Source organism: Actinophytocola sp., from assembly GCF_036402745.1.
Lineage (GTDB): Bacteria > Actinomycetota > Actinomycetes > Mycobacteriales > Pseudonocardiaceae > Actinophytocola.
Window position 1 is genome coordinate 16,591 of the sequence record NZ_DASWSJ010000287.1, and the last position, 17,406, is coordinate 33,996.

The window sequence follows — 17,406 nt, forward strand, 5'->3', positions numbered from 1 at the left end:
ACGGTCCCGCCGAGCCGCTCCCCCGACGTGCGGGCTCCCCGATGCGCGGCTCCCCCCGTCGTGCGGCTCCCCCGTCGTGCGGCTCCCCCGACGTGCGGCTCCCCCGACGTGCGGGCTCCCCGCCGTGCGGCTCCCCCCGACGTGCGGCTTCCCCCCGGAGGTGCGGGCTCCCTGCCGTGCGGCTCCCCCCGACGGGCGTGCTCGTCCCTTGGCACTGGCCACCGGGCAGCGCGGTGGCGTGGGTCAGGCGTTGTCGCCGAGGTGGCGCATCGCCTCGGCCACCTCGGCCGGTCCCAGCGGTTGCCGGGTCGTGGGTGCGCGGCCGAGGCGCGGAATCCGTCCAGCATGAACGCCAGGGTGCCGGCGCCACGCGTCCGGCGCGTGCGGACCGGTGGCCTCGATCGTGCGCGTGACGCTCCACAAAACGAACGCGAAGCCGCCCTCGTGGAAGTCCGCCCGCAGCGCACCGGACTGCTTGCCGCGGTCGAGTATCTCCAGGATCAGCCCGTGCCCTTCGCCTTGAGCGCCTCGATCTCGGTTGCGTCCTCGATCGAGCGCGCACGCAGCTACTTGTAGCCGCGGTCGGCCGCCTGCAACTCGCAGGTCTGTTCCAGAACCAGGCGAACCCCTCCCACGGGTCGGCGATTGTCGCCGCCCGCTCGGCCAGCGTCACCGCCTCCGCCACCTTGTCCGCCAGCGCAGCGTCGACCAGCGACCCGCGGGTGGGAAACCCGTTGTAGAGCGTCCCGATGCTGACCCCCGCCTCCCGCGCGATGTCCTCGAGCTTCGAACAGGCAATGGCCGGGATCCGGTTCGATCCGCCTGGCGGGCGCGGATGGCTCAGCCCACCACCGTGTCGTCCGCGTGTGCGGCGTACTCCGCGGACCGGACCTCGGCCACCTGCCGGTAGCGGGTGATTCGGTCCGTCCACTCGGTACGGACGCCGAATGCGGCGTCGGCGAAGGCCGTGTCCCGGATGGCGTCGGCTAGCTCGTCGGCCCGGTCGGGGGAGAGCACGCGGACCGGGTCGCCGATCGCGGTGGTGTGTGGCGGAACGAAGTACTCGTCCGGCAGGACGGTCCGCGCGTGCACCAGCGCACCCACCGCGACGCTCGCACCGGCCCCGATCCGCGCCAGGTGTAGCACGGTGGCCTGAGCCGCCAGGTACGCGCACCGGCCCACCGTCGCACCCAGCACCGTCGCATGTGGACCGACGAACGCATGGTCGCCGACAGACACCGGAGTGTCCACCTCGGCCACCGCCGTGGCACGCAGCACCGCGTGCTCGGACACGATCGCCGCCTCGCCCACCTCAACCCGAGAACCCTCCGCGTCGAGCACGGCGCCGTACATGACACGCGCGCCGGGCCCCACCCGTACGTCGCCCACCAGCGTGGCGTTTGGTGCCACGTACGCGGTCGGGTCTACGGACGGCTCAGCATCTCGGTGGCGGATCAGCATGTCCCGATGCTGGCCCGCGCCGGGACACCGGGCTGGCGGGAATCGGACGTGGCGTTGTCTCGTCCGGCGGTACCATGGGGCCCGACTCAGTCTCGTCGTCGATGGCTCGGGCGTGCCGCGAAACGCCTCTCACCATGGCCGAAAGGACCTCGCCTGGCGCCCGATGAGCGCCGCGCCGATGTGGGTGCGCACCAGAACCGAGCTACGCGGCCGACGCCGCGAGCGAGCGCACTCCTGCTGGGATCACCTCCTCATTGCTCCGTTGTGGCCGAAGTACGGCGTGAACCTCGGCACCCTGCTACGTACGTGCGACGCGGTGGGCGCATGCCTCGTCGTGCCGCACCGCCCCTGGATCCGCGACGCGCTCGACCGGGGCAACACGCTGCGCCGGCCGTCGTGCATCCACTGGGCGAACAAACCACTCGCCTGGCTTGCCGCACAGCGCCGGTCGGGTAGCGACATCGTCGGCGTCGAGCTCGCTGACGAGGCCATCCGGCTCGCGGACCTGCCCGCGGCCCGGCGGCGCACGGTCGTGGTGCTCGGCCACGAGAGCGACGGGATCCCGACCGAGGCCACAGTGCTGCTCGATCGCGCGGTCGAGATCCCCATGCTCGGCACCGGTCACAGCCTCAACGTGGCGGTTGCCGGCTCGCTCGTGGCCTACAAGCTCGCCGGGCTCGTCTGACCCCGCTCGGCCGCGTCGATCTCGGCGAGCAGTTGCGACTTCTGCTCCGCCGGGCAGAACGCGGCCCGCACACCGGCTCTGGCCAGGTCCGCCAGCTCGGACCGGCCGAAGCCGAAGTGTTCGTGACACTGCATGTACTCGCGATTCAGGTCCGTGTGGAACATGCCGGGGTCGTCGGTGGCCAACGTGACCGGCACGCCGGCGTCGAGCAGCCTGGGTAATGGGTGCTCGGCGAGCGAGCGCACCGCTCTGGTTCTGATGTTCGAGCTCGGGCACACCTCGACCGGGATGCCCTCGCCGGCGAGGTGGGCCAGGAGCTCCGGGTCGGCCACCGCACTGGTGCCGTGCCCGATTCGCTCCGCGTGCAGATGGCGCAGCGCTGACCAGATCGTCTCCGGCCCTGTGGTCTCACCGGCGTGCGGCACCAGGTGTAAGCCGCCATCCCGGGCCATGTCGAACGGGTCGCGGTAGCGCTCGCGCGGCACACCCACCTCGTTGCCCCCGAGCCCGAACCCGACCGTGCCCTCCGGCCGGTGCCGCAGCACCCACTCCGCGGTGGCTATGCCGTGGTGGTAGCCGAGCGAGCCGGCGATGTCGAACACCCAGGCCAGCTCGACACCGTGCCGTTCGCGGGCCAGCACCCGGCCCGCCGTGAGCGCCTCGGCTAACTCGTCCGGTTCGATGCCCATGAGCAGGTGTGGCACCGGGGTGACCGTGACCTCGGCGTAGCGCACCGTGTTGCGGGCGAGGTCGGCCGCGAGCCCGTCGACCAGTGCCGTGATGTCCGCGCCCATGGTCACCAGCCGGGTGACCTTGACATAGACGTCGATGAAGTGGCCGAAGTCGGTGAACTCGTAGAACGCGACCAGTTCGTCGCGGTTGGTGGGCACGAGCTGGTCCGGATGCCGCCTGGCCAGCTCCAGGACGGTGTCGACGGACGCCGAGCCCACCAGGTGGACGTGGAGCTCGGCCTTGGGCAGGGAGGAGACGAAATCGAACACATGACCATGCTGCCTGAACGCGCCAACAAAAATGCAACACTCGATCGGGTGATGGTGCGTGGGGATATCACGGTATCCGAATTTGGTTGGGAATCTGTTTACTGCCGAATTAACCGGTAGGTCTTCCACGTGGACGCGTGGCGTGGTCGGATCACTACGTCCCGTCGCGTTCTTCGTGGAGGTAGCTGATGCGTAGATTCCGTGTTGCCGTCGCGTTAGCCGGCGCGGTGCTCGCCTCGTCCGCCGTCGTGGTGCTCGGCGCGCCACCGGAGGCGAGTGCCGCGCCCGCGTACCAGATGCCCTTCCCCTGTGGGCAGGTCTGGGACGGTCAGACCAGGAGCGACCACAGCCCGCCCAACGCCGTGGACTTCAACCGCGCGAACGACGACGGCGACCCGGTCGCCGCGGCCGCCGCCGGGCGGGTGTCCAGGGTCGCCAACGAGGGCTCCACCAGCTACGGCCGGTGGATCGAGATCGACCACGGCGGCGGCTTCACCACCCGCTACGCGCACCTGTCGGCACAGAAGGTGGCGGTGGGCGACCAGGTCAGCCCGGGCCAGCTCATCGGCAACGTGGGCACCACGGGCGGTTCGACCGGGCCGCACCTGCACTTCGAGGAGCGCTCGGGCGCCAGCGCGGTCCGGATCTCGTTCAACGGCGCACAGATTCTCTACTGGGGTAGCCGGAGCTACACCAGCCACAACACCTGCGCGGCGAACAACTCCTACACCCCGCAGGCCGTCTGCGGCAGCGGCTACCAGGTGATCGACTGGGCGGCGGTCGGCTCGGCCGGCACGGTCTACCTGCTGTACAAGGCCGGCGCCAACTGCGTGGCGACGATCAAGTCGACGTCGCTCGGCACCGCGTCGGCCACGTCGGCGTTCCTCGAGGTGGAGGGCGCGGCGCGGACGACCGACTCGGGTTCGTTCGCCTACTACGCCGGGCCGGTCACGAAGTCGGCCGTCGGCAAGTGCGTGAAGTGGGGCGGCTCGGTTGGCTCCAGTTCCTACACCAGCCCGTTCGAGCACTGCGGATGACGTGAGTGGGGGGCCGGCGTCGCGGCGCCGGCACCCCCCGGGGGCGCGGCAGCATAGCCGTCCCCACCGACATTCCACGCCGTTCTCCACGCCGTTCACCGGAGTTGTCCACAACCGGTCCGCTTGTCCACAGCTTGCCGAAGTCGATCTCCACGCCGCCCGTTCCCGCGCAATGTGGAGGCATGACACCGCGACCGGCACCACCACCCCCGACCGAACGTTCCATCCATCTCGACGACCTGGGCGAGCTCGTCGCCAGCATTCCCAGCATGATCGGCTTCCCGCCGGTCGACTCGCTGGTGCTGCTCACCGGCCCGTCCATTCACCGGCTCCAGCTCGGCACCACGCTCCGGGTCGACCTTCCCGAACCGGAGCACGGGCCCGATCTCGTCGGCCAACTGTGCCTGGCCGCCAGCGCGAACGACGTGGTCGCGGTCGTGCCCGTGGTCATCGGCGGAGGCACCGCCGACCCGCCGGACCTCCCGTACCGCTGGCTCATCGAGCTCCTCGCGCGCGAGTTGGCCGACGTCGGCGTCGTGGTCCTCCATCCGGTCTGGGTGCGGGCGGTCGGACACGACGAGACCTGGTGGTGCTACGAGAACGTCGAATGCACCGGCCAGGTACGGGATCCGCGGGCCGCGGTGGTCAGGGCGGCCTACACGGCGGCAGGCTTTGTCACCTATGCGAGCCGGGAGGAGATGGCCGCCCACCTGGCGCCGGATCCCGAAGACGAGGTGGCGCACCGCGCCCAGCTGTTGGCCGAGCGCGCCACCGTCACCGGGCCGAACCCGCTGGAGCAGTGGCAGGCCGTGCGAGCGGCCATCGAAGCCGCTGGCACCTGGACCGAGCTCCCTGACCTGGATGACGACCAGATCGTCAACCTGGCGGAGGCGCTCTGCGAGCCGCTGGTCCGGGACAACTGCCTGGCCGCCTTGCTCACCGACCTGTCCGAACCGGCCGACCGGTTGTGGACGCTCCTCACGAGAGCCATCCCCGCACCCGAGCGGGCCGAGCCGGCCTGCCTGCTGGCGATGAACGCCTTCCTCCGCGGTGAGGGCGTCCTGGCGAACGTCGCTCTGGAGGCAGCCCTGGAAGCCGACCCGGACCACGAGATGGCAGCTCTGATCCACAAGGCCATCGAGACGTGCATGCCACCCAACGATTTCCGCGATCTGCTGGCGAAGAGCGTCGCCAAGGCCGACCTGCTCTACACCGAGGCGGAGGCGCGGGAATGAGCTACCTGCCGGGCCCGCAGCGCCAATGCCGCACCATGCCGACGACACGACGACAACCGCTCCCAGGACGAGGTCGGCCGCCCTGACCGTGGTGAGCCGTCAGTGGCCGGCGGCGCGGGAGCGGGCGAACTCCCAGGCATCGCCCACGATTCCCTCGAGGTCGGCGTGCTGGGGCTTCCACCCGAGCTCCATCTGCGCCAGCTCGCTCGACGCCACCAGCGACGCCGGGTCGCCGGCCCGTCGGCCCTTGACCTCGGCCGGGATCGGATGTCCGGTCACCGATCGGCAGGCGTCGATCACCTGGCGCACCGAGAAACCGGTGCCGCTGCCCAGGTTGTAGATCCGGTGCGTGCCGGCGGTGGCGTGCTCCAGTGCCAGCAGGTGCGCGTCGGCGAGATCGCTGACGTGGATGTAGTCGCGGATGCAGGTGCCATCGTCGGTCGGGTAGTCGTCGCCGTAGACGTGGATGCTCTCGCGCTGCCCCAGCGCCACCTGCAGCACCAGGGGGATCAGGTGCGTCTCGGTGGTGTGCCGCTCGCCGAAGCCGCTGTGGGCACCGGCGACGTTGAAGTACCGCAAGCTCACCGCGGACAGACCGTACGCGGTGGCGTAGGAGGTGATCGCATGATCGATGGCCAGCTTGGTGGCGCCATAGGTGTTGGTCGGCCGGGTGGCCGCGCTCTCGGGGATGGGCACCTGCTCCGGCTGGCCGTACACCGCGGCCGTGGACGAGAACACCAACCTGGGCGTGCCGGTCGATCGGACCGCCTCGAGCAGCCGCAGTGAGGTGAGCACGTTGCCCGACCAGTACATCGCCGGATCCTGCATCGATTCGCCGACCAGCGACTTGGCCGCGAAGTGCAGCACGCCGTCGAAGCCCTCGGAGAGCAGCGAGCCCGCCGCCTCGCCCAGCTCTGCCTGGACGAAGCGGCAGCCGTCCGGCACGGCGTCCGCGTGGCCGGTGCTCAGGTCGTCCAGCACCACGACCTCGTGGCCCGCCTCCACCAGCCGCGCCGCGCAGACGCTCCCGACATACCCGGCCCCGCCCGTCACGAGCAGCTTCACCGCGGTCCTCGCTTCCTCAGGTTCGCGGGTGGTCGCCCGCTCGGTCTTGTGGGTCAGATGTCGCGGCCGGCACCCGGCGAGGGAACCGCCGTGAACAGACCCGGCGCCGGGAGCGACCGCTCGGCGAACGCCGCGAGCACCTTGTCCCCGATGGTGTCCAGCTCCTCGTGGGGCACCAGTGCGATCGCGGATCCGCCGAACCCGCCGCCGGTCATCCTGGCACCTAGCGCTCCGGCGGCACGCGCCGCGTCCACGGCGACGTCCAGCTCGAGGCAGGACACCCGGTAGTCGTCGCGCAGGCTCACGTGGGACGCGCTGAGCAGCTCGCCGATCTCGGCGAGCCGGCCCGCGCGCAGCAGCTCGACGGTACGCAGCACCCGTTCGTTCTCGGTCACCACGTGCCGCACGAGCGGGCGCAGCTCCTCGGGCAGCCGGGCCAGTGCGTCGTCGAGGCCGGCCGGCTCGACGTCACGCAGGGCGGGCACGTCGAGCAGGTCGGCGGCGCGCTCGCAGCCCGCCCGCCGCTCGCGGTAGCCGGAGTCGGCGTGCGAGTGCCGTGCCCTGGTGTCGATGACGAGCACGTCCAGGCCGGCAGTGGCGGCGTCGAACGGGACCTGCTCCATCTCGCCGGAGCGAACGTCGAGGAACAGCACGCACGACTCGACGCAGCACAGCGAGGCGGTCTGGTCCAGCAGGCCGGTCGGGACGCCGACGAAGTCGTTCTCCGACCGCTGCACCCAGGCGGCCACCCCGGCCCGGGTGGGCGCACCCGGCTGGTCCAGCTCGACCCCGGCCAGCCCCAGCAGCGCGAGCGCCGTCGCGCACTGCAACGCATGAGAGGAGGACAACCCAGCCCCCGCCGGCACGTCGCCGGCGATCACCAGATCTGCCCCGGAGGTGAACCCCTCGTGACGCAACACCCAGCTCACGCCGGACGGGTACGCGGCCCACCCGGTGACCCCGTCGGGCTCCAGCGCGCCCACCGACACCGGCTCGGCCCGCTGCGGGCGACCGTCGTCGCCGACCGTGGTGATCGCCAGCTGCCCGTCGGTGCGGGCCCGCGCGGCCACTGCGATCCGGAACGGCAGCGCGAACGGCAGCACAAAACCGTCGTTGTAGTCGGTGTGCTCACCGATGAGGTTCACCCGTCCCGGGGCGGACCACACGCCGGTCGGTGACTGGTCGTAGAGCTTGGTGAATTCGTTCGCGGCGCGGGCCGGAACGCCACTGCGGGCGGCGTCGGACTTCTGGCCGGCTTCCGTCTCGTCGCTGGCGGTCACTTGGCGCGAGCGAGCACCGCGTGCAGCACGGTCGGCGCGACCTGGGCGGAGCTGTGTTCGCCGGAGACCTCGATGGCGTTGCCGTCGCCCTTGGACGGTCCTACGTGCACGGTCTGGCCGGGGACGACACCGACGACCTTGAGCTCGGACATCAGGTCGGGGTCGAGCTGGACGTGCTCGGCGATGCGGCGGATCTCGACCTTGCCGCCGCCGCGGCGGGCGACGTCGTCGACGCGCACCAGGTCGGCCTCGACCGGTGGGGCGGGCTCGCCCTCGCCCAGCTTGTCCAGGCCCGGGATCGGGTTGCCGTACGGGGACGTGGTGGGGTGGCCGAGCAGCTTGACGAGCTTGCGCTCGACGGCCTCGCTCATCACGTGCTCCCAGCGGCACGCCTCGCTGTGGACGTGCTCCCACTCCAGGCCGATCACGTCGACCAGGAGGCGCTCGGCGAGCCGGTGCTTGCGCATGACGGTGACCGCGAGGGCGCGGCCGTGGTCGGTGAGCTCCAGGTGCCGGTCGCCGGCGACGATCACCAGGCCGTCGCGCTCCATCCGGCCGACGGTTTGGCTGACCGTGGGGCCGCTCTGCCCGAGCCGCTCGGCGATCCTGGCGCGCAGTGGGACGACGCCCTCCTCCTCAAGCTCGTAGATCGTCTTGAGGTACATCTCGGTGGTGTCGATGAGCTCGTTCACGCTGCTCCCCTTCGTGCCGGGACAGGCCGCCGACCGGGGCGCGCTCAGTGGTCACCTTGAGTGCCGCCACACCACGTCGCCAATGCGGCTTCGTCGCCGACCATGTTAGTCGCTCGCCCGGGTGGAGCATTGGCGTGGTCGCACAGGGTGAACGCGATGCGGCTGAGCGGCCTCAGCAGCGGTGGGACCGCATCGGGAAGAATGGCGCGGTGACCTCTCCGCTGGTGTCGTGCACCGAACTGGCCGCCTCGATGGCCGGGCCGCAGCCACCCGTCGTGCTGGACGTGCGCTGGCGGATGGGCGGGCCGCCCGGGCGCGAGGAATACGACCGCGGGCACGTGCCGAACGCTGCCTACCTCGACCTGGATACCGACCTCGCCGGTCCGCCCGGTGCGGCCGGCCGGCACCCGCTGCCCGACCCGGAGGCGCTGCAGCAGGCTCTGCGGGACGCCGGGGTGCGTGCCGACCGGCCGGTGGTGGTCTACGACGCGGACAACGGGTCGGTGGCCGCTCGGGCGTGGTGGGTGCTGCGCTGGGCGGGGCACGCCCGGGTCGCGGTGCTGGACGGCGGGTTCGCGGGGTGGACGGCCGAGGGTCGGGTCGTCACGACGGCCACGCCGCGCCCGGAGCCGGGCGACATCACCGTGCGGCCGGGCGGGATGCCGGTGCTCGACGCGGTCGGTGCCGCTCAGCTGGCCAGGGACGGTGTGCTGCTCGACGCGCGGGCGCCGGAGCGCTACCGCGGCGACGTGGAGCCCGTCGACCCGCGGGCTGGGCACATCCCCGGTGCGGTGAACGCACCGTTCGCCGGGCACGTCGGCGAGGACGGCCGCTGGCAGCCGTCGGGTCGGCTCGCAGCGCGGTTCGCCGGCCTCGGAGTGGCCGACGGGCTGCCGGTGGGCGCCTACTGCGGCTCGGGTGTCACCGCGGCGTCGGTGGTTCTCGCGCTGGAGGTCGCCGGGGTGACGAGCTCGATCGCGCCGGCCGAGCTGTACGTCGGCTCGTGGTCGGAATGGAGCGGCGACCCCGACCGGCCGATCGCCACAGGCGCCGACCCGAGCTGACGGCGATCAGGCCTGCCTGACCGAGGCGGCCTGCGGGGGCCGCGGGGCTGCGGTGACGGGGGCGGGCCGCAAGGACCCGGGATTGGGCAGATGGAGGCCGGCCGGGCGGACAGGCGCCCTGTTGAGCGGACGGCGCCGCCTCGGCGGACGGCGCTGGGTTGGGCGGACGGTCGCCGGGCCGAGTGATGTCGCCGGGCCGAGTGATGGGGACCCGGGGCTGGGGTTATGAGGACCGGGCCGGGCGACGGATGCTGCGTTTGGCTGGGAACGGATGCTTGGCCGGGCGCCGGGTTCAATGGCCGACCGACCGGGCTCGGTAGCGATCGGGCTGGGCTGATGGGAGCCGGGCTGGGCTGATGGAGCCGCTCTGCGCTGGATGGGAGCCGGGCTGGGCTGCTCTGTGCTGGATGGGAGCCGGGCTGAGGGTGATGGGGAATGGGTCGCGGGGGCCGGGCTGTGCTGTCGGGAGCCGGGGCCGGGGTGACGGGGGTGGTGCGGCCTGAACCGAGATGGGCCGTTGGGGACCGAGACCCCAGCCCGACTTGCGGGCAAAGCAGGACGGGCTGGCGGGCTGTGTCGGGTTCCGGTGATCGGGGTGCGCTGGGCGGACGGGCATTGGCGGGTGTCGGGCGCAGGTGCGTGCCGGGCGCGGTGCCGGGTTGCGCGGGCGGGCTGGGAGTGCTTTGCCCGGATAGGGTGATCCCATGGATCAGTCGGCCGCGATCGTCTGGGACTCTGCTCTGTTGGGTTATGACCTCGGGGGTGAGCATCCGCTGCATCCGATCCGGTTGGAGCTGACCATTCGGTTGGCCTCCGCGCTCGGGGTGCTTGATGGGGTCGAGCTGCTGGTGCCGGAGCAGGCGCCGGAGTCGGAGATCGAGCGGATTCACGATGCGGGCTATATCTCCGCGGTTCGTGAGGCGCCGATGGCCGGCTGGGACGTCGGGCACGGGCTGGGCACGCCGGACAATCCGATCTTCGACCGGATGCATGAGGCTTCCGCGATGGTCGTCGGCAGTTCGTTGCTTGCCGCGCGGCAGATCGCCTCCGGCGCCACCAAGCGGGCGGCCAGCATCGCGGGTGGATTGCACCACGCCATGCGTGACCACGCGTCCGGGTTCTGCGTCTACAACGACACCGCCGTGGCCATCTCGTGGCTGCTGGACAACGGGTTCGAGCGCATCGCCTACCTCGACACCGACGTCCACCACGGCGATGGCGTGCAGGACGCGTTCTACAACGACCCCCGGGTCCTCACGATCTCCCTCCACCAGAACCCGCTGACCCTGTTCCCCGGCACGGGCTTCGCCGACGAGACCGGCGGCGAAGGCGCCGAGGGCATGTCGGTCAACCTCGCGTTGCCGCCCTACACCAACAACCAGGCCTGGTTCCGCGCTTTCCACGCCGTGGTCCCGTCCCTGCTGAACGCGTTCCAGCCGCAGCTGCTCGTCAGCCAGTGCGGGGTCGACACCCACGACGAGGACCCGCTCGCCGCGTTGTCCCTGTCCGTTGACGGTCATCGGCAGATCTACCGGACCGTCCGCGACCTTGCCGAGCGTTACGCGGGCGGTCACTGGCTCGCGGCCGGCGGGGGCGGCTACCAGCTCCTGCGCGTGGTCCCGCGGTCGTGGACCCACCTGATCGCCACCATGCTCGACCGGGACGTCGACCCGGACGTGACGCTTCCTCGCGAGTGGACGGACTACGTGGACACGATCGCGCCCAACGCCGAGCTGCCGTCGGCCATGAACGACGGCAAGAGCACCGACTTCGACCCGTGGGACGGCGACATCGAGCAGCGCGTCGACAACACGATCCGGGACACTCGCCGCGCCGTCTTTCCGTTGCACGGCCTGGATCCCGACGACCCGCGAGACTGACGACCCACGAGATTAGGACGAAGGGCGATGGATCCGTTCGACTACCCGAAGTGGTGGGAGGCGGACCTGGTGCTGTCCGACGGCGGCACCGTCCACTTGAGACCCATCGTGCCGAGTGACGCGGACGCGTTGCTCGCGTTCCACAGCCGGATGTCCCAGCGCACCCGCTACCTGCGCTACTTCGGCGCCTACCCGCAGATCCCGCCGCGCGACCTGGAGCGGTTCACCACCGTGGACCATCACGACCGGGTCGCGTTCGTGGCCAAGCTCGGCGACGACATCGTGGCGGTGGCCCGCTACGAGCGCATCGACGGCGGGCCGAGCGCCGAGGTCGCCTTCGTCGTCGAGGACAAACACCAGAACCGTGGCCTCGGCCCGATCCTGCTCGAGCATCTCGCTGCCGCGGCCCGGGAGAGCGACATCCGCACGTTCGTCGCCGAGGTGCTCGCCGAGAACGGCGCCATGCTCGGGGTCTTCCGCGCCGCCGGCTACCAGCTGGCCCGCGAGATGGAGGACGGCGTCTTCCACCTCGAGTTCGCCATCGACCCGACCGAGAAGTCCGTCGCCGTCGCCCGGTCCCGCGAGCAGGCGGCCGAAGCGCGCAGCGTGCACAACCTCCTGCACCCGCGCTCCGTCGCGCTCATCGGCGCCTCCGCCGACCCGGAGAAGATCGGCTACGCGGTCCTCGGCAACCTGCTCCGCGCCGACTTCGCCGGGCCCGTCTTCCCCGTCAACGCCGAGCGCCGTTCGGTCCGCGGCGTCGCCGCCTACCCCAGCGTTCTCGACATCCCCGACCACGTCGACCTCGCCGTCGTCGCCGTGCCGGCCGCCAGCATGGACGAGGTGATGGACGCCTGCCTCGCCAAGGGCGTCAAGGCGCTCGTCGTGATCTCCGCGGGCTTCGGCGAGACCGGTCCGCACGGCGAGAGCGCCGAACGCCGCCTCGTCGACGAAGCCAGGGCCCACGGCATGCGCGTCGTCGGGCCCAACGCGCTCGGCGTGATCAACACCGACCCGGACGTCCGGCTCAACGCGTCGCTCGCGCCCGCGCTCCCGGCCCGCGGCCGCACCGGGTTCTTCAGCCAGTCGGGCGCGCTCGGCACCGCGATCCTCGCCGATGCCGACGCCCGCGGGCTCGGCCTGTCCACGTTCGTCTCCGCCGGCAACCGCGCCGACGTCTCCGGCAACGATCTGCTCCAGTACTGGGAGACCGACCCCGCCACCGACGTCGTCCTGCTCTACCTCGAGTCGTTCGGCAACCCCCGCAAGTTCGCCCGCCTCGCCCGGCGCATCGGCCGGGTGAAGCCGGTCGTCGCCGTGAAGTCCGGGCGCAACGCCGTGCTGCCCGCGCTCGCGGCCACGTCGGTCGAGGTCGACGAGGCCAGCGTCGCGGCGCTCTTCGAGCAGGCCGGCGTCATCCGCGTCGAGTCGATCGCTCAACTCTTCGACACCGCGCTGCTGCTCGCCCACCAGCCGCTGCCGCGCGGCGAGCGGGTCGCGATCGTCGGCAACTCCTCGGCGATCGGCGTGCTCGCCGCGGACGCCGCCCTCGCCCACGACCTCGAGCTCGCCGGCGCACCGGTCGACGTCGGCGCCTCGGCCGGGCCCGACGTGCTCGCCGACGCGGTCCGCCAGGCGCTCCGCGACCCGGAGGTCGACTCGCTCGTCGTCGTCTTCATACCCCCGCTGACCATCCCCGGCACCGCCTACGCGCGGGCGATCCGCGACGCCGTCGCCGGTCTCGATGCGATCAAGCCGATCGTCTCCACGTTCCTTGCCACCGAAGGCATTCCGCACGAGCTCGCGGTGCCCGGCCCCGGCGGCGCGCCCGGCCGAGGCTCGATCCCGTCCTACCCGAGCCCCGAGCGCGCGGTGCTCGCCCTCGCCCGGGCCACCCGCTACGCCCGCTGGCGGTCGGCGCCGCAGGGCAAGCTCGTCCGCCCGGACAACGTCGACACCGAGACCGCACGCGGCATCCTCGACACCCTTGTGTCCGATGTGGACGGTGAGCTGGTCGAGCTGTCCGATGCGGACACCGTGCGGCTGCTGGACTGCTACGGCATCGGCGTCGTGCCGTACCGGATCGTCTCCAGCGCCGACGACGCGGTCGCGGCGGCACACGAGCTCGGCGGCCCGGTGGCGGTCAAGGCGACCGGCGAGCGGTTCTGGCGCCGCGCGGACCTCGTCGGCGTCCGGCTCGATCTGTCCACTCCGGACGCCGTGCGCGAGGCGTACGCGGAGATGGCCGAGCTGTCCGGCACGCCGGAGGTCTACGTGCAGCGCATGGCCCGCAAGGGCACCGGCTGCGCCATCGGCGTGCAAGACGACCCGTCGTTCGGCACGCTCGTGTCCTTCGGGCTCTCCGGCGTGGTCAGCGACCTGTTGGGCGACCGGGCCTACCGCGCGCTCCCGCTCACCGACGTCGACGCCGCCGCGCTGGTCCGCGCACCCAAGGCGGCGCCGCTGCTCACCGGTTACCGCGGCAGCGAGCCGGTCGACCTCGAGGCGCTCGCCGACCTCGTGATCCGGGTCGCCGCGCTGGCCGAGGACCTGCCGCGGGTGCGCTGGCTCGCGCTGGAGCCGATCCTCGCCTCAACCGATGGCGCCCAGGTCGTGCGCGCCAGGGTGAAGGTGGGCCCGCCACCGTCCCAGCAGGACAGCGGCCCGCGCCGGCTGCGGTCGCTGACCGGCACTTTCCTACGAAAGTAGGGTTTGCGAACTCCGGTGCAACGCGGTGCGCCACCGGGCTCGTCCTCTGCACATGAAACGCCTAGGAACCGTCGTTGGCGCGGGGGTTCTGCTCTTGCTCGCGAGCGCTTGCGCCAACCCGCAAGAGAGCCAGGACAACGCGGGGAACACCCGCCCGACCGAGACGTCCGCCCCGGCGAACACCGAACCGGACAAGCAGCCGGCGCGCACACCGCCATCCGGCGGCGAGAAGGTGTCGGCCGGCCAGATCGACGCAACGGCGCTGCCCAAGGGCTATCCGGTGATGGCCTGGACGGAGGGCGACGGCACGACCGTCGGCGTCGTCGCCCAGGAGGGCGGCTGCGGCAAGGCCAGCGTCGAGGTGCCGACGCAGTCGGCCACGCAGGTCGTGATCACCATGATCGAGACCGTGCCGAGCGAACCGAAGCCCTGCACGATGGACCTGCGCTACCCGAAGATCACCACCGAGCTGGACCAGCCGCTCGCCGACCGCAAGCTCGTACTGAAGAACGAGCAGCGCAAGAGCTAGACCTCCCACCCCAGGTGCCCGGTCGCGACCGCCCCGCGCGACCGGGCACCGCTCTGCGTGCAACCGTCCGCCCGGCGGCTACCGTCCTCTCACCATGAGGGCACTGTTCATCGCCACCCTGGCCGCGGCCGCGGTGATCGGCCTCGCCGGCTGCGGCCATAACGCCGCCACGCCGGCGGGCGACTCGTCCAACACCGCGCCCGACACTGCCGGCTCGACGACGGCGCCGTCGAGCGAGATCCCGCTGCCGCCGGTCACCAAGCCGGAGGACCCGCAGGACCCGGCGCCGGGCACCCCGAAGCCGCCGGTGTCGGTGTCCCCGTCGGGCGTGGTCGTGCCGGAGGGCGTGCGGCAGGTGCCCGCCGCGCAGGTCGACTCCAGCGCGCTGCCTGCCTACTACGAGCACCGCGGCGAGGTCTGGGTGTTCGAGGACGACCGCTCGCTGCAGATGTTCGCCGCGGCCAGCAGCGGCTGCACGGACGCGCAGGCGGTGGTCGTGGACCAGTCGGCGACCGAGGTGCGGATCATGCTGCGCCCGTTGCCCGAGCCGCAGGGCGGACGGCCCGACGGCGGCGCGTGCACCGCGGTGATGACGCCGCGGCCGGTCACCGTGCGGTTGGCCGCCCCGCTGGGCGATCGGACGATCCACCTGGCCAGCGGCCGCTGAGCCCTACCGGCGGAACGCGATCTGCAACGTGGGCTGCGAGGTGCCGGCGAAGAAGTCGTTGCCCTTGTCGTCGACCACGATGAACGCGGGGAAGTCCTCGACCTCGATCTTCCACACGGCCTCCATGCCGAGCTCGGGGTACTCGAGTACGTCGACCTTCTTGATGCAGTCCTGCGCGAGGCGCGCGGCCGGGCCGCCGATCGAGCCGAGGTAGAAGCCGCCGTGGGTCTGGCAGGCGTCGGTGACCTGGCGGGACCGGTTGCCCTTGGCGAGCATGACCTGTGAGCCGCCGGCGGCCTGGAACTGCTCGACGTAGGAGTCCATCCGGCCGGCGGTGGTGGGGCCGAACGAGCCGGACGCGTAGCCCTCGGGGGTCTTGGCCGGGCCGGCGTAGTAGACGGGGTGGTCGCGCAGGTAGCCGGGCATCGGCTCGCCGGCGTCGAGGCGGTCCTTGATCTTGGCGTGCGCGATGTCCCGGGCGACGACCAGCGGGCCGCTGAGCGAGAGGCGGGTCTTGACGGGGAGCTTGGACAGGGTCGCGCGGATCTCGTCCATGGGGCGGGTGAGGTCGATGCGGACGACCTCGTCGGTGAGCTCGTCGTCGGAGACGTCGGGCAGGAAGTGCGCGGGGTCGCGCTCGAGCTGCTCGATGAACACGCCCTCCGCGGTGATCTTGGCCTTGGCCTGGCGGTCGGCCGAGCAGGAGACCGCGAGGCCGACGGGACAGGACGCGCCGTGCCGGGGGAGCCGGATGACGCGGACGTCGTGGCAGAAGTACTTGCCGCCGAACTGCGCGCCGATGCCGAACTGCCGGGTCATGTCGAGGACCTGCTGCTCGAGGTCGACGTCGCGGAACGCGTGGCCCTGCGCCGAGCCCTCGAGGGGGAGGTCGTCGAGGTAGCGGGCGGAGGCGAGCTTGGCGACCTTGAGGTTGTACTCGGCGGAGGTGCCGCCGACGACGATGGCGAGGTGGTAGGGCGGGCAGGCGGCGGTGCCGAGGCTGCGGAGCTTCTCGTCGAGGAACTTGGCGAGGCGCGTGGGGTTCAGCAGGGCCTTGGTCTCCTGGTAGAGAAACGTTTTGTTGGCGCTGCCGCCGCCTTTGGCCATGAACAGGAACTCGTACTCGGGCTTGTCGCCGTCCTTGTGGTAGAGCTCGAGCTGGGCGGGGAGGTTGGTGCCGGTGTTGCGCTCCTCCCAGAAGTTGACCGGGGCGAGCTGGGAGTAGCGCAGGTTGAGCTCCTGGTAGGCCTCGAAGATGCCCTTGCTGAGCGCTTCCTCGTCGTGCCCGCCGGTGAGGACGTTCTCGGTCCGCTTGCCGATGACGATGGCGGTGCCGGTGTCCTGGCACATGGGGAGCACGCCGCCGGCGGAGATGCACGCGTTGCGCAGCAGGTCCATGGCGACGAACCGGTCGTTGCCGCTGGCTTCGGGGTCGTCGACGATGGCGCGAAGCTGGGCGAGGTGGCTCGGGCGCAGGAGGTGCTGGATGTCGCGGATGGCCTCCTTGGCGAGGAGCCGCAGCGCGTCGGGCTCGACCTGGAGGAAGGTCCGCCCGGCCGCCTCGACAGTGGTGACGCCGTCCGGCGTGACCAGCCGGTACTCGGTGTGATTGTCCGGCCCGAGCGGCAGCGCTTCGACGTACTCGAACGAGGTGGTCACCCTGAGGACTCCCTTGTCGCGTGGTGGGATTCCCCGACGTTACCGCGAGGCAATCGGCCCGATCCGCCCCCACCACCGTTGCCTTGCGCACACTCGCCGCGCCGGGTTGGAGAGGGGAAACGGGGAAGAGAAGAGCATGGGCGACGAGACGGGGCGGGCGGCAAAGGGCGGCCGGGACCGGCGGGGGCGACGGCCGGCAGGGAACGGGACGGGAGGAAGTACTGGGAGGGAGAGGCTCGAGCTGCGACTGCGCCGCAAGGAGAGCGCGGGCAAGAAACAGGTCGGTACGAGAAGGGAGCCGGGAACGCAGAGCGCGGGGAAGGGAAGAAGGCCCGGCAGGGAGGAACAGGGGCCGCGAGCGGCAACCTCGGCGACCGGTGAAAGGGGCAGGGTCCTCGCCAGGCCGCTGCAACGCTGCGTCCCCCGAGGCGAACGCGTCGAG

Annotated in this window: 15 protein-coding genes; 9 read left to right on the forward strand and 6 right to left on the reverse strand. The window is 71.7% G+C overall.

The genetic code is table 11. The annotated features are described in order from the left end of the window. Window positions 1-345: 345 nt before the first annotated feature. Window positions 346-576: a hypothetical protein gene (locus tag VGD70_RS27175; RefSeq protein ID WP_331086204.1), complete on the forward strand. Its 231-nt coding sequence runs from the start codon at window positions 346-348 to the stop codon at window positions 574-576. Window positions 577-840: 264 nt separating this feature from the next. Here the strand turns inward: VGD70_RS27175 and VGD70_RS27180 are convergent, their stop codons facing one another. Beyond that, entirely contained in the window at window positions 841-1,461 is a 621-nt protein-coding gene (locus tag VGD70_RS27180; RefSeq protein ID WP_331086206.1) for an acyltransferase, read from the reverse strand. A 280-nt stretch (window positions 1,462-1,741) separates the two neighbouring features. Here VGD70_RS27180 and VGD70_RS27185 point away from each other — a divergent pair, with 280 nt between their 5' ends. Then, on the forward strand, window positions 1,742-2,146 hold the full coding sequence (locus tag VGD70_RS27185) for a TrmH family RNA methyltransferase (RefSeq protein ID WP_331086208.1): 405 nt from the start codon (window positions 1,742-1,744) through the stop codon (window positions 2,144-2,146). Here the strand turns inward: VGD70_RS27185 and add are convergent. Then, window positions 2,122-3,147: an adenosine deaminase gene (gene add, locus VGD70_RS27190; RefSeq protein WP_331086210.1), complete on the reverse strand. Its 1,026-nt coding sequence runs from the start codon at window positions 3,145-3,147 to the stop codon at window positions 2,122-2,124. The genes VGD70_RS27185 and add overlap by 25 nt on opposite strands. A 188-nt stretch (window positions 3,148-3,335) precedes the next feature. Here add and VGD70_RS27195 point away from each other — a divergent pair, with 188 nt between their 5' ends. Continuing rightward, a complete protein-coding gene (locus VGD70_RS27195; RefSeq protein ID WP_331086212.1) occupies window positions 3,336-4,184 on the forward strand; it encodes a M23 family metallopeptidase in 849 nt (282 codons plus the stop codon). Between the two features lie 182 nt (window positions 4,185-4,366). Continuing rightward, complete coding sequence (locus tag VGD70_RS27200) at window positions 4,367-5,419, forward strand: DUF4192 domain-containing protein (RefSeq protein ID WP_331086214.1); 1,053 nt, start codon at window positions 4,367-4,369, stop codon at window positions 5,417-5,419. 99 nt (window positions 5,420-5,518) lie between these two features. On the opposite strand, the gene galE is transcribed toward VGD70_RS27200, so the two are convergent. The 3 genes from galE to VGD70_RS27215 form a co-directional block, all read right to left on the reverse strand. Next, the gene (gene galE / locus VGD70_RS27205; protein ID WP_331086216.1) at window positions 5,519-6,484 is read right to left on the reverse strand and encodes a UDP-glucose 4-epimerase GalE; all 966 of its coding nucleotides are present in this window, start codon (window positions 6,482-6,484) and stop codon (window positions 5,519-5,521) included. 53 nt (window positions 6,485-6,537) lie between these two features. Further along, complete coding sequence (galK, locus tag VGD70_RS27210) at window positions 6,538-7,650, reverse strand: galactokinase (protein WP_414638067.1); 1,113 nt, start codon at window positions 7,648-7,650, stop codon at window positions 6,538-6,540. 110 nt (window positions 7,651-7,760) lie between these two features. Next, window positions 7,761-8,456, reverse strand: a complete 696-nt coding sequence (locus tag VGD70_RS27215) for a metal-dependent transcriptional regulator (protein WP_331086220.1) — start codon at window positions 8,454-8,456, stop codon at window positions 7,761-7,763. A gap of 209 nt (window positions 8,457-8,665) precedes the next feature. Between VGD70_RS27215 and VGD70_RS27220 the strand changes: the two genes are divergently transcribed. The 5 genes from VGD70_RS27220 (at window position 8,666) to VGD70_RS27240 (ending at window position 15,305) form a co-directional block, all read left to right on the forward strand. Next, complete coding sequence (locus VGD70_RS27220; RefSeq protein WP_331086222.1) at window positions 8,666-9,520, forward strand: sulfurtransferase; 855 nt, start codon at window positions 8,666-8,668, stop codon at window positions 9,518-9,520. Window positions 9,521-10,224: 704 nt separating this feature from the next. Next, window positions 10,225-11,400, forward strand: a complete 1,176-nt coding sequence (locus VGD70_RS27225; RefSeq protein WP_331086224.1) for an acetoin utilization protein AcuC — start codon at window positions 10,225-10,227, stop codon at window positions 11,398-11,400. Between the two features lie 27 nt (window positions 11,401-11,427). Further along, the gene (locus VGD70_RS27230; RefSeq protein ID WP_331086226.1) at window positions 11,428-14,109 is read left to right on the forward strand and encodes a GNAT family N-acetyltransferase; all 2,682 of its coding nucleotides are present in this window, start codon (window positions 11,428-11,430) and stop codon (window positions 14,107-14,109) included. A gap of 94 nt (window positions 14,110-14,203) precedes the next feature. Further along, window positions 14,204-14,638: a hypothetical protein gene (locus tag VGD70_RS27235; protein WP_331086228.1), complete on the forward strand. Its 435-nt coding sequence runs from the start codon at window positions 14,204-14,206 to the stop codon at window positions 14,636-14,638. Window positions 14,639-14,732: 94 nt separating this feature from the next. Further along, window positions 14,733-15,305 carry a hypothetical protein gene (locus VGD70_RS27240; RefSeq protein ID WP_331086230.1) on the forward strand — a complete coding sequence of 191 codons (573 nt, stop codon included), beginning with the start codon at window positions 14,733-14,735 and terminating at the stop codon, window positions 15,303-15,305. 3 nt (window positions 15,306-15,308) lie between these two features. Here VGD70_RS27240 and VGD70_RS27245 read toward each other — a convergent pair whose 3' ends face one another. Further along, entirely contained in the window at window positions 15,309-16,964 is a 1,656-nt protein-coding gene (locus tag VGD70_RS27245; RefSeq protein WP_331086231.1) for a fumarate hydratase, read from the reverse strand. Window positions 16,965-17,406 lie beyond the last annotated feature (442 nt).

Coding starts and splice junctions, on each gene's coding strand:
- VGD70_RS27175 (WP_331086204.1), top strand. CDS start 346: ATGAACGCCAGGGTGCCGGCGCCACGCGTCCGGCGCGTGCGGACCGGT.
- VGD70_RS27180 (WP_331086206.1), bottom strand. CDS start 1,461: ATGCTGATCCGCCACCGAGATGCTGAGCCGTCCGTAGACCCGACCGCG.
- VGD70_RS27195 (WP_331086212.1), top strand. CDS start 3,336: ATGCGTAGATTCCGTGTTGCCGTCGCGTTAGCCGGCGCGGTGCTCGCC.
- VGD70_RS27200 (WP_331086214.1), top strand. CDS start 4,367: ATGACACCGCGACCGGCACCACCACCCCCGACCGAACGTTCCATCCAT.
- VGD70_RS27225 (WP_331086224.1), top strand. CDS start 10,225: ATGGATCAGTCGGCCGCGATCGTCTGGGACTCTGCTCTGTTGGGTTAT.
- VGD70_RS27230 (WP_331086226.1), top strand. CDS start 11,428: ATGGATCCGTTCGACTACCCGAAGTGGTGGGAGGCGGACCTGGTGCTG.
- VGD70_RS27240 (WP_331086230.1), top strand. CDS start 14,733: ATGAGGGCACTGTTCATCGCCACCCTGGCCGCGGCCGCGGTGATCGGC.